The 12,943-nt window shown below is 62.8% G+C and carries 14 protein-coding genes; 5 read left to right on the plus strand and 9 right to left on the minus strand.

Annotated elements, in window-relative coordinates:
* The first annotated feature begins 24 nt into the window (after positions 1-24).
* On the plus strand, positions 25-1,254 hold the full coding sequence (locus E4K65_RS43890) for a Gfo/Idh/MocA family protein (protein ID WP_135179385.1): 1,230 nt from the start codon (positions 25-27) through the stop codon (positions 1,252-1,254).
* 293 nt (positions 1,255-1,547) lie between these two features.
* Here the strand turns inward: E4K65_RS43890 and E4K65_RS43895 are convergent, their stop codons facing one another.
* Entirely contained in the window at positions 1,548-2,270 is a 723-nt protein-coding gene (locus E4K65_RS43895; protein ID WP_135179386.1) for a molybdopterin-dependent oxidoreductase, read from the minus strand.
* A gap of 232 nt (positions 2,271-2,502) precedes the next feature.
* Between E4K65_RS43895 and E4K65_RS43900 the strand changes: the two genes are divergently transcribed.
* Positions 2,503-3,123, plus strand: a complete 621-nt coding sequence (locus E4K65_RS43900; RefSeq protein ID WP_235886004.1) for a TetR/AcrR family transcriptional regulator — start codon at positions 2,503-2,505, stop codon at positions 3,121-3,123.
* A gap of 45 nt (positions 3,124-3,168) precedes the next feature.
* Positions 3,169-3,585 carry a hypothetical protein gene (locus tag E4K65_RS43905; protein ID WP_135179388.1) on the plus strand — a complete coding sequence of 139 codons (417 nt, stop codon included), beginning with the start codon at positions 3,169-3,171 and terminating at the stop codon, positions 3,583-3,585.
* 307 nt (positions 3,586-3,892) lie between these two features.
* Here the strand turns inward: E4K65_RS43905 and tenA are convergent, their stop codons facing one another.
* The 7 genes from tenA to E4K65_RS43940 all read right to left on the minus strand — a co-directional run bounded on the left by tenA (position 3,893) and on the right by E4K65_RS43940 (position 10,622).
* Positions 3,893-4,567, minus strand: coding sequence for a thiaminase II (gene tenA / locus E4K65_RS43910; RefSeq protein ID WP_135179389.1), 675 nt, complete (start codon positions 4,565-4,567; stop codon positions 3,893-3,895).
* 378 nt (positions 4,568-4,945) lie between these two features.
* Entirely contained in the window at positions 4,946-5,734 is a 789-nt protein-coding gene (locus E4K65_RS43915) for an enoyl-CoA hydratase/isomerase family protein (protein ID WP_135179390.1), read from the minus strand.
* Positions 5,735-5,783: 49 nt separating this feature from the next.
* On the minus strand, positions 5,784-7,253 hold the full coding sequence (locus tag E4K65_RS43920; RefSeq protein ID WP_135179391.1) for an MFS transporter: 1,470 nt from the start codon (positions 7,251-7,253) through the stop codon (positions 5,784-5,786).
* Positions 7,154-8,053, minus strand: coding sequence for an alpha/beta fold hydrolase (locus E4K65_RS43925; RefSeq protein ID WP_135179392.1), 900 nt, complete (start codon positions 8,051-8,053; stop codon positions 7,154-7,156). Before E4K65_RS43925 ends, E4K65_RS43920 begins: the two co-directional genes overlap by 100 nt.
* Positions 8,054-8,056: 3 nt before the next feature.
* Positions 8,057-9,157, minus strand: coding sequence for a flavin reductase (locus E4K65_RS43930; RefSeq protein WP_135179393.1), 1,101 nt, complete (start codon positions 9,155-9,157; stop codon positions 8,057-8,059).
* A gap of 34 nt (positions 9,158-9,191) precedes the next feature.
* Entirely contained in the window at positions 9,192-10,220 is a 1,029-nt protein-coding gene (locus E4K65_RS43935) for an LLM class flavin-dependent oxidoreductase (protein ID WP_135179394.1), read from the minus strand.
* A 45-nt stretch (positions 10,221-10,265) separates the two neighbouring features.
* Positions 10,266-10,622: a VOC family protein gene (locus E4K65_RS43940; RefSeq protein WP_135179395.1), complete on the minus strand. Its 357-nt coding sequence runs from the start codon at positions 10,620-10,622 to the stop codon at positions 10,266-10,268.
* 114 nt (positions 10,623-10,736) lie between these two features.
* Here E4K65_RS43940 and E4K65_RS43945 point away from each other — a divergent pair, with 114 nt between their 5' ends.
* Complete coding sequence (locus tag E4K65_RS43945; protein WP_135179396.1) at positions 10,737-11,513, plus strand: IclR family transcriptional regulator; 777 nt, start codon at positions 10,737-10,739, stop codon at positions 11,511-11,513.
* 95 nt (positions 11,514-11,608) lie between these two features.
* Here the strand turns inward: E4K65_RS43945 and E4K65_RS43950 are convergent, their stop codons facing one another.
* Entirely contained in the window at positions 11,609-11,809 is a 201-nt protein-coding gene (locus E4K65_RS43950) for a hypothetical protein (protein ID WP_135179397.1), read from the minus strand.
* 694 nt (positions 11,810-12,503) lie between these two features.
* Between E4K65_RS43950 and E4K65_RS43955 the strand changes: the two genes are divergently transcribed.
* Positions 12,504-12,923 carry a CopG family transcriptional regulator gene (locus tag E4K65_RS43955; protein WP_027544978.1) on the plus strand — a complete coding sequence of 140 codons (420 nt, stop codon included), beginning with the start codon at positions 12,504-12,506 and terminating at the stop codon, positions 12,921-12,923.
* The last annotated feature ends 20 nt before the right edge of the window (positions 12,924-12,943 follow it).

A 12,943-nucleotide genomic window follows, 5' to 3' on the forward strand; every position in this document is an offset into this window, starting at 1 on the left:
TCTTCATTGAAAGAGGTCTCAGACATGCAGAAGCTCACGGAACTTCCACAGCTGCGCATCGGCCTTGTCGGCAGCGGCTTCATCGCCGCGTTCCATCTGCAATCCATGCTCGGCGTGCGCAACGTCAGCGTCGGCGGCGTCTACAGCCGTTCTGCCGAGCGGCGCACGCGTATCGCGGACAAGGCGCGCAGTCTCGGCCTCGGGCCGGCGCGCGTGTTCGACAGTATCGAGGCGATGTCGATGTCCGGCGAGGTCGATGCGCTTTGGCTGCTGACGCCGAACGACAGCCGTCTCGACATCATGCGCGAGATCCACCGCGTGACCAAGGCCGGGGCTCCCCTGCGCGCCATCGCCTGCGAAAAGCCACTCGCCCGCACGCTGGCCGAAGCACGGGAAATGCGCAGGCTCGTCGAAGACGCGGGCCTGCTTCACGGTTATCTGGAGAACCAGCTGTTCTCGACCGCGGTGATGCGCGGCAAGGACATCATCTGGCGGCGCGCCGTACCCGGAAGCGGGCGCCCCTATCTCGCGCGTGCCGCCGAGGAGCATTCAGGACCGCACGAGCCATGGTTCTGGCAGGGCGACAAACAGGGAGGGGGCGTACTCTCCGACATGATGTGCCATTCGGTCGAGGTCGCGCGCTTCATGCTGACCGCGCCCGGCGCAAAGCGCGACTCCTTGCGGCTGCTCAGCGCCAGCGCCACGACGGCCAATCTCAAATGGACGCGCCCCCGCTACGCTGCCGATCTCAAGACGCGAATGGGGGTCGATTTCACCAAACGTCCGGTCGAGGATTTCGCGCGCGGGATGCTCACGCTGGAAGATGCCGACGGCCATCAATTGATGATCGAGGCGACGACCTCATGGGCCTATGTCGGCGCCGGCCTGCGCATCCAGCTTGAATTGCTTGGTCCCGAATATTCGATGGAGTTCTCCTCGCTCTCGACCGGCCTCAAGGTCTTTCTCTCCCGCGCGATCCGCGGATCGGAGGGCGAGGACCTCGTCGAGAAGCAGAATTCCGAGCAAGGTCTGATGCCGGTCGTCGAGGACGAAGCCGGCATCTACGGCTACACCGATGAGAACCGCCATATGGTGGAGGCATTCAGGCGAGGCCTGAGCCCGGCGGAAACCTTCGATGACGGGGTCGGCGTCATGGAAAAGCTCATGGGACTCTATCGCTCGGCGGAACTTGGCCGGACCATCCATTTCCCGGATCCCGAACTCGAGCACTATGTGCCTCTCGTGGCGCGCTGACGGCGTGGAGCCCTGTCCGCGCCTTTCCTGTCCGTCAGATGCTCCTCTGCGGGCGGACGTCGCACGACGGATGGCTTGCGAAACTGGATCGCGTCCGACCAGCCACTCGCTTTTTGTTTCGACGGTCCGCAAGCGGCGCGGAGCATCGACCCGTCAAACAGCGGACACGCCTTTCCGTTCTCGCGGCGCATTTCGCCCGAGCTTTGCTGGCGCGCGCCGCCAGCAGCATGAAACCACCGAGCGCAAGCCGATTAGCATCCACGCCCCATTGCTCGCCGGATGCGCGGGTGTGCTCATGGAAGCCCCTCCCCTGGTCTCGTCATGTGCTCCGACGTCGCCGGCGAATGATTCTTCGCCTGGTACATTTCGAGCGCTTCCGCGCAACGCTTTATGGTGGGGGCGATCAAAGGCCGATATGCGCGCCGCAGGAGCCACCCTGGAAACCCGACACCGCGCTCCTCCACCGCGACACGAGCCCGCGGATGCATGATAAAGCCAGGTCCTGCCGGGCGATAACGACCCGGATGGACGCCGAACTCTATCCGTTCGATATGCTTGACGTTCTTGTACCCGTAGTGGGCCGGTGCCACCAACCGCAGCGGCGCTCCATGAGCCACCGGGAGCGGCGCGCCGTCCAGACGATCGGCCAGCAGAACCTCCGGCTGCAACAGATCGACCAGTGGCAAAGCGGCGTGGTAGCCATCGCTTCCGCGGAACACGACCAGTCGGTCCTGGTCAGCTTGATCCAAAGCGAACGCGGTGCAGAAGTCGCGAAAGCCGCCCCCTTCCCAGCGGTGGCCGAGACTGCTCCAGGTTGTGACGCAATGGAGGTCGCTGAGCTGGATGGTTCGCGGCAACGCCCCCCAACGATCCGGCCCTACCTCGCCAACGACACGGCCATCATTGCTCAACTCAAATCGCACCACCTCTGGTTTCCCGGGAAAACGGTTCGCAAAGCGCGGCAATCCGAAACGCGGAAAGGAAGCGATCGCGCGTTGGCCAGGTGGCAAGGTCATCGCGCATGATCTCCACGGCTTGCGTGAGACGCCCTGTGCTCTGACGCATTCGGGTGACAGCGCGAGTTGGCGTTAGGGCAGACCGACCAGGGACCCCTGTCGTGCCTGACATGATCTGCCAATGAGCCAGGGACGGCGACAATCATCGGTGACCCTCCTGTTTTGCAGCGCAACTTCGCGTTCGCGATTCATCTACTTGATTTTAATTTTAGAATCTAGTATCTAATTCGTGATGCCGAGGCCGTCGAAGTTTACCGAACACCAGATTCTGGATGCCGCAGCGCGTATCATCGCGAACTCCGGCGTACCCGCCGCGACGATGTCTGCGATCGCCCATGCGCTTGGGGCGCCGTCCGGATCGATCTATCACCGGTTTCAATCACGCGATGAACTGCTGGGCCGCCTGTGGCTTGGCAAAATGGCGGCATTTCAACGGGGGTTTTCAGCGGCGCTCCAACACGATGATCCTGACGACGCCGCCATCGCCGCCAGTCTGTTCGTGCCTCAGTGGGTCAGATCGGATAGAACGGGTGCTCGGATCGCGATCATGCATCGGAGGGAGGAGTTTGTAGGAGGCGGCTGGCCGCCAGATATGGAGCGCGAAGCGCGGCGCCTGGGAAAGGAGCTTGACGTCGTCCTCGACGACATAACCGGACGGCTGTTTGGCGAGGTGTCGCCCACGTTGAAACGCTCGACCAGATTCGCAATCATTGACATCCCCTATGCGGGGGTGCGTCCGCACATCTCGCGCGGTGAAGCACCGCCACCCGAGATCGACAATCTCGTGCGCGCGGCAGCGATAGCGAGCATTCGTGCGACACGCGACACCTACACTGAACCAACTCGAACATGACGGTCCACCGCCACATGATCGAGCGACCCGCACACAGAGAATCCCATGATGGCTACGAAGGTTCTGCAACGAATTGGCGCGGCAATCCTCATCACACTGGGCGTTGGTCACCTCATCCTCAGCATCATCTTTAAAGGACCAAAAATGCTTGATTGGGTCACCCAGGGCCTTTGGGCGGCGGTGCCGCTCAAGCTGGGCACGCAGCAGCCCAGCATCGAAGCATTGCAGAACGTTGCCGTCTTCTGGGCAAGCATAGGCAGCTTTGCAATACCCTCGATTTTGCTGGGCGTTCTCCAGTGGACGCTTGCCGGAAGGAGCATCACGCCTGGGTCGTGGCTCGGCTGGGCGGTGATCGTCTGGTTCGCATTGTTGACGTTGCTGCTGGTCCCATCTCCGGGGATCCTGGGCGTGATCGCCGGCATTTTGTTTCTTGTCGCTACCCGGCAGGCGCGGCCCATTTGACCATGAAGACCTTCGGAACAAGGCGCGAGCTCCGTCGCCTACCATTCAGCGAGGAGTTGGCAGGAGACACCAGCAGCATGATGCACTCGGACCAGATCCATATCGATGCTGATGATCGGACGGATCGACAGTCACTGCCATGACTGGGCGCTCCATCGCGGCGACTACGGCTGGCTCAGAACCATCACCACTCGTGCTGTTTGCTACAACGGGCTGTTTGGCTACAGGACCGCGCGACTGCGCGCATTAATCAGCGATGCTTCCGCGTGTATGACCTTCAGGTTATGAGCCTGACGATTGCCGAGGGCTATTGACCAAGCTGGCCCGCGCGCCAGCCCATCTCCCAGAAGTCTGCCTCGAGTCGGGTGGCTTCCTTGAAGATCGCAATCAGCTCTGCCTCGCGGGCCGGCGTGGCGTAGAGATCGGCGAGATGCTCCAGGTGCGCCCGCGCTTTCGCCGCGACCTCCTGGTACGGCGCGCCGGCGTACTCGGCGATCCAGACGCGATAGGGATTCGTCGCAGCGTCCGCATCGGGCCGCGAGGCGAGCCGCGTTGCGATCTCCGCGTACCCGATCACGCAGGGGGCAAGCGCAACCTTGAGTGCCAGCAGATCGCCGCGCATTCCCGCGTCGAGCACGTAGCGTGTATAGGCCAGCATCTCGGCCGCCGGAGGGGCCTGTTCAAGGTCGCTCGGGGACAGACCCCAATCGGCGCAGAGCTTCACATGCAGGTTCATCTCGACATCAAGGATGGCCGAGAGGCCGGCCGCAGCTTCACGCATGTCGGCAAGCCTGGGCGACTTGTAGACCGCGAGCGCGTAGGCGCGCGCAAACTCGATGAGGAACAGGTAGTCCTGAACGAGGTAGTGACGGAACGCCGCTTCGGCGAGCGAGCCGTCTGCCAATCCGTTTATGAAGGGATGCTCGGTGTAGGCCCGCCACTCAGCGGATGCTTCTGTCTTTAGACGCTCGAAGAAACTCACGATCTATTTCGCCTGACTGGCTTTTCCATGACTTTTGCTCGCTACCGTTAGTGCGCGAACCGGGACGCTGACCTTGACAGGCCGCGGTGATCAGCCGGCCCGATGGCGTACGGAATTCGCTTACCGTTGGTCGCCGGGACTGACTTGGGTTCTCACGCTATCACCAACAGAGCGCAATGCCCAAGTCCAAGTTTCGATTGCAAACGAAGTGCAGCGAACGTGGTCGAATTCACGTGCGTCATGCTGCTCGATCGGGCCGGCTGCGACCTGTTGACGATCTGCGACATCATCGAGAAGCCTGCTGGCCGCTTAGGTACGCCGCGCCTCCTCTTCCCGCGAGGACGAAGAGCATCCCGCGCTTTTCGAGACGTTACATCGTCAGCGGCCGGTGAACACGATCTTCGGCGGCTCGATCCCCTTCTTGATGGCCTCGGCCCGCGCCGTGCGTCCGCGCCTTGCGTCCTCGGAGCTGTGGAGCGCCATAGTGATATCGAGGATCATTGCATCGGCGGTCGGCACACCGCCTCCAGAACACGCCTTCAGCAGAGTTCGTATGGCCGCGTATGAGCGCGTGGGACCGGTCGACAGATCCTGCGCGAATTTCAGCGCAGCCGCTTCGACGTCATCCGCCGGCACCACGAGGGTCGCAATTCCCAGTTCACTGGCGGTGACACCCGACATCGGCTCGCAAAGCATCGCGTAGCGGGCCGCACGCGAACGGCCGATCCGCTCCGCCAGTCGCTGCACTGCGCCGGCGACGGGCGCAGATCCCACCGAAGCCTCGATACAGCGAAACACCGCATCTTCGGCCGCAACGATGAAGTCGCAGGCGAGCGCGAGCTCGAAGGCGCCGCCGAACGCGGATCCACGCACAGCCGCGACGGTCGGAATCGGCAAGGCCTCGATGGCGCGAAACGATTGATTGCATTCGGCAATGAAGGTCCGGAACTGACTGGTGTTCTTCTCCAGGAAGTCGAGCACATCACCGCCCTGGCTGAAATTGGGGCCTTCCGCCCTCACCAGCAATGCCCTGATGTCAGTCTCGCCGGCTTCGTGAACGGCCTGCTTGAGCGCATCCGAGAAGTCCGATGCAATGAGATTTTTCGGCGGGTTGGCGAGCACGATGTGACCGACCGAGTCTTTCTGTTCGAACTTGATCACTTGCATTCCGACCTCCCTTCAACATGTGGATAGTGCGACATCTAGGACGCGCCCCTCATCGCGCGCTCTCGGGAATAAGCGACGACACGACACGGCCGGGACGCATCTGCCAATAGACGGCGAGAAGACACAGGCCGCCGGCTATCGCCAGCGCACCGCCGACAGTTGACAGCGCGGAGCCGAGAGCGCTCTGCGTTCCCTCAAACATGCGATCGGCGATCACTGCAACGAGCGTCGGCGCGACCGCTGTTCCCGTGATGCCGACCCACGCGAAATGAACGGCCGTGATTTTCCCGATCACCGAGCCCGGCGACAGATGCACGATCGTAGAGGTGCCGATGGTGAAAAGGCTCGCAGCCAGCAGATTGAAAGCGGCCAGCAGCAACCAGGTCGCGGAGATGGATCCGGCCGCAGGTGCCAAGACGGCCGGCAGGAAGATCAACGCGCATATCGCAATTCCGAGCGCCGGGACCCCCGGCAGGCCGTACCGCCGGTAGACCAGGTCGACGAGGAAGCCAGCGCTGAGTTGGCTCGTGGTGCTGAGCAGCAGCACGATGAGACCATAAGTCAGGCCGATCTCGCCTGCCGGGATCTTCCATACCCGCCCGAGAAATGCGGGAACCCAGGACGAATAGGCCACCGACAGCATGATCGTCGAAGCGTTTGCCAGAAAGAGCAGCGCAAAGACCAGCCATCGACCACGTATCGCCTCTAGAACTTCCTTGAAAGCCACAGATTTGGTTGGGCCGGCCGATCGCCTTGCCGGCTCCGGAAACGTGAAAACGAGCAGGGCAACAGGCAGTGCAAACACGCCACAGGCGATCATGACGAGCTGCCACGAGCGAATTGAGATCCCGAGCACCGGCACGACATAGGCCCCGTTCTCGCCGACCAGGTGAAGAATGGCTCCTCCAGCAAGAAGCGCGATCCCGCCGCCAATGCTCGCACCCATCGCCCAGATCGCAACGGCACGCCCGCGGAAGCGCGTATCAAATGCATCTTTTACGAGCGACATGCTCGCCGGCCCACATGTTGCCTCGCCCGCACCAACCCCGCAGCGGCTCAGGAACAGACCTGCATAGGTCGTGGCGGAGCCGCAAAGGATCGTCGACACTCCCCAAGCCGCGATCCCGATGCCGAGAATGCGTCTGCGGGAGAACCGATCGACAAGCACGCCGACAAGAAAGCCTCCGATGGCATAGGTGATGATGAAGGCGGCTCCGATCAGAAGGCTCATCATCGTGTCCGATATGCCGAGATCACGCTTGATGGGTTGAACCAGGAGCGGAAGCGCCGCACGATCGATGAATGCGACCGCATTCACCAGGCAAAGGACGCCGACCATCCACCAATGAGCCGGAGCGGGCCGGTCTGCTTCCTGTTCCATCTTCATCCTTCGTTTCCTCCTGTGTCGGCTTTTGTGTGCTATTTCGTTGCTAAGGCTTCGCTCCACGTTTCGGCCGCGATTTTCCGGACGACAGCGTTGAATTTCGCGGGCGCTTCGAGCTTGAGCATGTGGCCGCAAGCCTCGAACGGATGCGACGTTGCGGAAGGAGCCGCGGCGAGCAGCCGCGCCGCGTGATCCCGATGTGGCGCGACCTGATCGAGCGCGCCGGAAAGGATGGCAATCGGGCACCGCACGGCCGAGATGACGTCCGGCGTGTAGATTGTGAAAAGCGATCGTATCGCCTGCCGCCAGCCGTCGGTCGTCATGGCGTCGCGGAGGCGCTCGACATGCTGCCTGACCAGCGATGGCGTGTCCGGCGCCAGCAACTTGTCCGCGATGGCCGCGCGTGAAACCGGAATGTCGATATCCGCCGTGCAAAGCCAGGCATTGAGCTCGGCTGTACGGGCATCGCCGAGGAGATGGCCTCTGGCGACATTCGGGGCGGACAGAACGAGACCGTCGACCATTGCCGGATATCGCCGCGCGAAGGCCAGCGCCACGACGCTCCCCCATGAGCTTCCGACAAGGACGGCAAGCCGCCGCACCCCAAGCGCGCGCAGCAACCCTTCCAGGACATCTGCATAGTCGTCGATGCCGGCGTCTTGTCCCGGGATGGGCGAGCTGCCGCCGAAGCCCGGCGCATTCCAGGCGATTACGCGAAAGTCCTGCGACAGCCCGGCAAGCTGGGCACGGTATCCGGCCGCGCTGGAGCCGAGCCCGTGCAGCATCAGCACCGCGGGATTGCGCGCGTCCCCAGTGGCACGATATTCGATGCGCCCCCGTTCTCCGGAATAGACCGGCGACGCAACGGCCACCTGCGCAAGCCTGGACAAGTCCGGCGCAAGGAGTTCGGTGTCGAGGGCGGATAACGCTGCCATCGATCAAGCTCCAGCCGCCAGCTCCAGCCGCTTGGCCGGTTCATGCGCATCGTCGGAGCGGTAGCCGAGGCGGCGAGACAGATCTTCTGCGCTCTGCCGAAGGGCACGGGCGAACACGCCGTCGAGATCGGCGCGAAACCGGCTCGCCTCGCCGACCGCAGTCAGAGCCAGCACCGCCTGGCCGCTCGCATCGAGCACCGGAGCACTGAGTGCGTTGATCACGGTCTCGCTACGGTAGAAAGTTTCGAGCTCCTGTCTTGCGAGTCCCGATCGCCGGACGTCATCGAGACGCTGTTCCCAACCGCCCGCGTCGGACATGGCAACGTCGCCGGGCCAGTCCGTCTGCGCGATCGCCTCGGGCGGAAGATGCGCGGCGAATGCCAGACCGGTTGCCGTCGAGGTCACCGGCAATATTAATCCGACGGGAAGCGCGTCGCTGACGGGAACGGAGGCCGGCTCCCAGTGGGTGATGGTTGGGCCGTGGGTGCCCCAGACGGCGAGCGCCATCGTCTCGTCGAACTGGTTCGCAAGGCGCTCGATCGCTCGCGTGCCGAGCCGCGTGGCGGCGAGTTGCGCCTGCTTGCGATCGGGCGACAATACGCCGTCAGCCAGATCGTGGGGATCGGCCAGCAGATATTGACCGTTGCCGAAGACAAGCGGCTTGCGTTCGGCGCGGTCGATCTCAAGCACCTCGCCGACATAGATGGTGTGGTCGCCGCCCGGCACGCGCGACACGACGCGGCACTGGAGCCTGGCGCTGCAATCGCGGAGCAGCGGCACGCCACAGGCGCCGATATCGACATCGATGCCGACGAACTTCTCGTGCGAAGACTTCGCAAAGCGCTTTGACAGCCCGATCTGGTCCTCGGCCAAGATGTTCACGGCAAAACGTTCAGCCGCGAAGAACGCCGGGTGGCTGTGACTTTTGACCGCCTGGCTCCAGAGTACCAGCGGAGGATCAAGCGAAACCGAGCTGAAGGAATTAGCGGTGACGCCATGGAATCGGCCTTCGTCATCGGCCGTGGTCACCACGGTGACGCCAGTGACAAAGGTTCCGAGCACGCGCCGCAGGTCGCGGCTGTCGAACAGAGGAGCATCAGCCATCTTCCACCTCCTTGCGTTCACCCGTTTCGGGCACTCAAGCGGCAACCGCTTCGGCCGCCTTCACCGCTGGCATCACCTGTTCGGCGAAGCGGCGGATCGAGGCCGCCGCCTCCGCATGCGGCATGGTTCCGAACATGAAGCTGCCGATCACGTAGTTCAGTCCGCCAAGCGCGACCTGGTCGGACAGGATTTGCGTGACGGTTCGGGCCGAGCCAGCGATCGCATGGCCGGATTCAACGAGCTGGTCGAACGAGGGCGGCAGCTTCGCGTTGACCGGCTGCGTCCCGTGCTTGCGCCAGAGCTTGATGAAATTGTCGTAAAACGCCGGCCAGGCCTTTCGACCGAGCTCATGGGCGTCGCGGTCGGTCTCGCCGACGATGATGTAGCGGTTGACGCCGATGAGGGGCGAGGCTCGGCCCTGTAGACCGGCGGAGGCCATCTCCTCGCGATAACGATCGGAAATGGCGCGCACGCGGGACACCTGTCCGCCGCAGACCACATTCATGCCGTTGCGCGCCGGCCAGACCACGGAATCGGGCGAACCGACCGCGTACCACATCGGCGGATGCGGGCGCTGGAGCGGCTTCATTTCCACCGCGTAGTCGTTCAAGCTCCAGAACTCGCCTGTCGTCGTGACCGTGTCCTGCGCAAAGCAGCGCTGGATCACTTCGAAGGCCTCCGCGTACATCTTCGCCGCCTTCGCGGATTCGATCCCGAGCGCGTCGAGCTCGTGGGGCGAGGCGCCGCGGCCAATCCCGAACTCGAACCGGCCGCCGCTGAGATGATCGAGCATGCAGATCTCTTCATAGAGACGCGCGGGATTGTAGGTCGGTAACAAATAGACCAGCGGACATAGCCGCAATCTCTTGGTCCGCTGGGACAGAGCCGCCATCCACACGCTGGGCGACGGCGTCGTGCTCAGCGGGGTGCCGTGGTGCTCGCTCATATGGAAGCAGTGGAAGCCGAGCCGATCATAGAGCTCGGCGAGCGCAAGCCGGTTCTCGTACTGCTCTGCCAGCGGGAAACCGGAGCGATCGTTCTGATCGAAGACGCCGAACTTCATGACGAGGATCCTTTCGCAGGTGATACGGTTGATGCGCGGCCGCAGTTAGGTGCTCTGCCGGGCGTGGATCTGGAACAGATTGTTCTCGGGGTCGGCAAACGTCGCGACGCTGCCGTGCGAACCCATGTCGCGGCTCGACAGGTGCAGCCCACCGAGCCGCTCGATCCGCTGCGCCAACTGAGCCACGTCGGTCGCGCCGAAAACGACCACACTCCCGCGCGCGCCCGTGGCCGCTTCGGATGGCGAGCTCAGCGCGAACGCGAACTGCCCAACCTTGAACTGGCACCAGTTGTCGCGATCCCGAAAAGCCAGCGGAAGCTCCAGCGCCTCTGCGTAGAAGGCCTGCATGAGATCCATATCGTTGGCGACCGTGTAGACGCTGCGGAGGGCACCGAGGGGCATCTTCGTCTCCTTCCCAAATATTCAACGTTGTTGAAGTTATGTTTTATTGTTGTATAGTGCTCGCGGCTTTTGTTTGTGTCAATCTCGATTCGCTGAACCGGTCGAAGGAAGCAGATGCAGGAGAAGAAGCCGCGCCGCGGCATTCAGTCGGTGGAAATTGCCTTTCGGATTCTGAGCGTTATGCAGACGAGCCAGCAGGCGATGGCTCTCAAGGACATCGCGCCGCTGGCGGGCCTGACGACGAGCGCCGCGAATAACTATCTCGTGAGCCTCGTCAGGATCGGGCTCGCCGCCGCGGACGAGAAGCCGGGCCACTACCGCCTCGGGCCTGCGGCGCTCTCGCTCGGCGTCAGCGCAATCCAGCAGATCGACGGCTTCGAGATCGTCCGCCGCGAGGTCACCAATCTGCGCGACATCACGAGCCGAAGCGCGGCCGTCACGACATGGACCGACGACGGCCCGCTCAGCCTGTTCAAGCAGGACGGCGATCAGCGCGGCGCGTTCGAGTTTCGGACCGGACTGATCCCGATGCTGGGGTCTGCGGCAGGGAAGATCTATGCCGCCCGGCTGGCGCCAAACCTGACGGCGCATCTGATCGAGCAGGAGTGGGGCGCCGTCTTCGGCGGCAGGCCCGACGCCGGCAAGTTCAGGGACGATGCGGCGCGCGAGCTCAAGCGAAAGGGCTACACGACGATCGTCCGATCCGACCTCACCGGCTATGTCTCAATCGCGGCGCCGATCGTGGACTGGAACGGTGATCTTCGCTTCACCCTCAGCCTCGCCGGCACCCGGGCCTCAATGAAGGTCGAGCCGTCGAGCGATCAGGTGAAAGCGCTGCTCGCGAGCGCATCGAGCGCGACGCAGGCGCTTGGCGGCAAGACCGAAAGATGAAACCGGAACAGACCGCAGGATGAATGCCAAGAAGAATTAGTGCACTCTCCTTCAGGCGTCCATATTTCCAACGGCCATGGAGTGGGGAATGCCTTTCATTCCATCACCATCGCGTGGTCGTTTTTGCCAGAGGTCGGCGCGCTCCGCAGCAGCAGGACGAGGGGAATGGCCGCGAGCGAAAGGACCATCATCAACTTGAAATCGTCGATGTAGCTAATGATGGAAGCCTGCGTTTGTATGGCCTGATCGAGCGCCGCCCGTCCGCTTGCGGTCAAGGGGCTGAGGGCGTGCCGCACGATGTTGTTATCAAATACGTGATTGAATGCCGTGACATGGCTTGGACGGCTTATGCCGTGCTCTCCCGGGAGCCGAGTTCGTTCTGGCCTCCCTCGCTCTCGCGAAAGTCGCCGGCACCGCGCCGGTTGACGCGACTGCCGCCTCCGCAAGAGCTTGACCGTAGCAACGACGGCTAGGACCACACGGTTTTGCCGTACGCACGGCCCGCCATTTCGCCGCAGTTTTCCCGACCCTGTCGACGGAGCCGGAAACTTACAGACGAGACGAACCTGTCAGCATCGCTCATCCGGCACGAAGTCTTGGGCTCACGGAGAGCAATCCGCCCTGCCCTTGGCCTCTCGCGCCCGACGCTGCCGCGTCCACCGCAAGCCCGGCTCGCGAAACGTGACGACACAAGATCGACCCTCAAGGATGAGCCGGGAGGGACGACGCATACGCTATTTCCGAATTTCGGGAAAGTGGAATATTCTTGTGGAGAGGGGTTGACGGGGGTGGCGGGTGTTTTGCCCGACGGGGTAGCGGCGATCAGAGCGAGCGCAGCTAGTCCGAAAGGTTAGAAAACGCGGCCGCGCCTTGCGCGAGCTGCTCGTCCAGGGTCATTGGATGGCACCATCCCCTTGAAAGGCGTCCCGGAGCATCTACATAACATCCCTATACCATCCAGTGGGATGGTAAATGGATGGATGGTTCTCTATGGCCGCTAATGTGCACGAGCTGCGATCCAAGTCCCCCGACACCGAGAAGATCACGATCAACCTTGGCTACGTCGACCTCGGTCATGTCGATCTTATGGTGCAGGAAGGGTTCTATTCGAACCGGACCGATTTCATCCGGACAGCAATCCGGAACCAGCTCGAGCGACACGTAGAGGTCGTCAGACAGTCCACGGCCCGGAAGAACCTGGACCTCGGGCTGCGCAACTACACTCGCGAGGATCTCGAAGCGGCGCGGCGCGCCGGCGAGATGCTGCAGATCAATGTTTTGGGCTTAGCCACCATCGCCCAGGACGTCACTCCCGAGTTGGCTCGCGCCACAATCGCGTCGGTCTCGGTGCTGGGGGCCCTTCACGCCACTCCCGCGGTCAAGGCCGCTCTCGCCGACAGAACGAGGTGAACGATGCTGAATCAAGACAT

This window comes from Bradyrhizobium niftali (genome assembly GCF_004571025.1).
Lineage (GTDB): Bacteria > Pseudomonadota > Alphaproteobacteria > Rhizobiales > Xanthobacteraceae > Bradyrhizobium > Bradyrhizobium niftali.

What these genes read in the sequence shown, in the direction of transcription:
- E4K65_RS43915 (WP_135179390.1), bottom strand. Translation starts at nt 5,734, where the DNA reads ATGCAAGTGATCAAGTTCGAACAGAAAGACTCGGTCGGTCACATCGTG.
- E4K65_RS43890 (WP_135179385.1), top strand. Translation starts at nt 25, where the DNA reads ATGCAGAAGCTCACGGAACTTCCACAGCTGCGCATCGGCCTTGTCGGC.
- E4K65_RS43900 (WP_235886004.1), top strand. Translation starts at nt 2,503, where the DNA reads ATGCCGAGGCCGTCGAAGTTTACCGAACACCAGATTCTGGATGCCGCA.
- E4K65_RS43905 (WP_135179388.1), top strand. Translation starts at nt 3,169, where the DNA reads ATGATGGCTACGAAGGTTCTGCAACGAATTGGCGCGGCAATCCTCATC.
- E4K65_RS43940 (WP_135179395.1), bottom strand. Translation starts at nt 10,622, where the DNA reads ATGCCCCTCGGTGCCCTCCGCAGCGTCTACACGGTCGCCAACGATATG.
- E4K65_RS43895 (WP_135179386.1), bottom strand. Translation starts at nt 2,270, where the DNA reads ATGACCTTGCCACCTGGCCAACGCGCGATCGCTTCCTTTCCGCGTTTC.
- E4K65_RS43925 (WP_135179392.1), bottom strand. Translation starts at nt 8,053, where the DNA reads ATGGCAGCGTTATCCGCCCTCGACACCGAACTCCTTGCGCCGGACTTG.
- E4K65_RS43955 (WP_027544978.1), top strand. Translation starts at nt 12,504, where the DNA reads ATGGCCGCTAATGTGCACGAGCTGCGATCCAAGTCCCCCGACACCGAG.
- E4K65_RS43935 (WP_135179394.1), bottom strand. Translation starts at nt 10,220, where the DNA reads ATGAAGTTCGGCGTCTTCGATCAGAACGATCGCTCCGGTTTCCCGCTG.
- E4K65_RS43945 (WP_135179396.1), top strand. Translation starts at nt 10,737, where the DNA reads ATGCAGGAGAAGAAGCCGCGCCGCGGCATTCAGTCGGTGGAAATTGCC.
- E4K65_RS43930 (WP_135179393.1), bottom strand. Translation starts at nt 9,157, where the DNA reads ATGGCTGATGCTCCTCTGTTCGACAGCCGCGACCTGCGGCGCGTGCTC.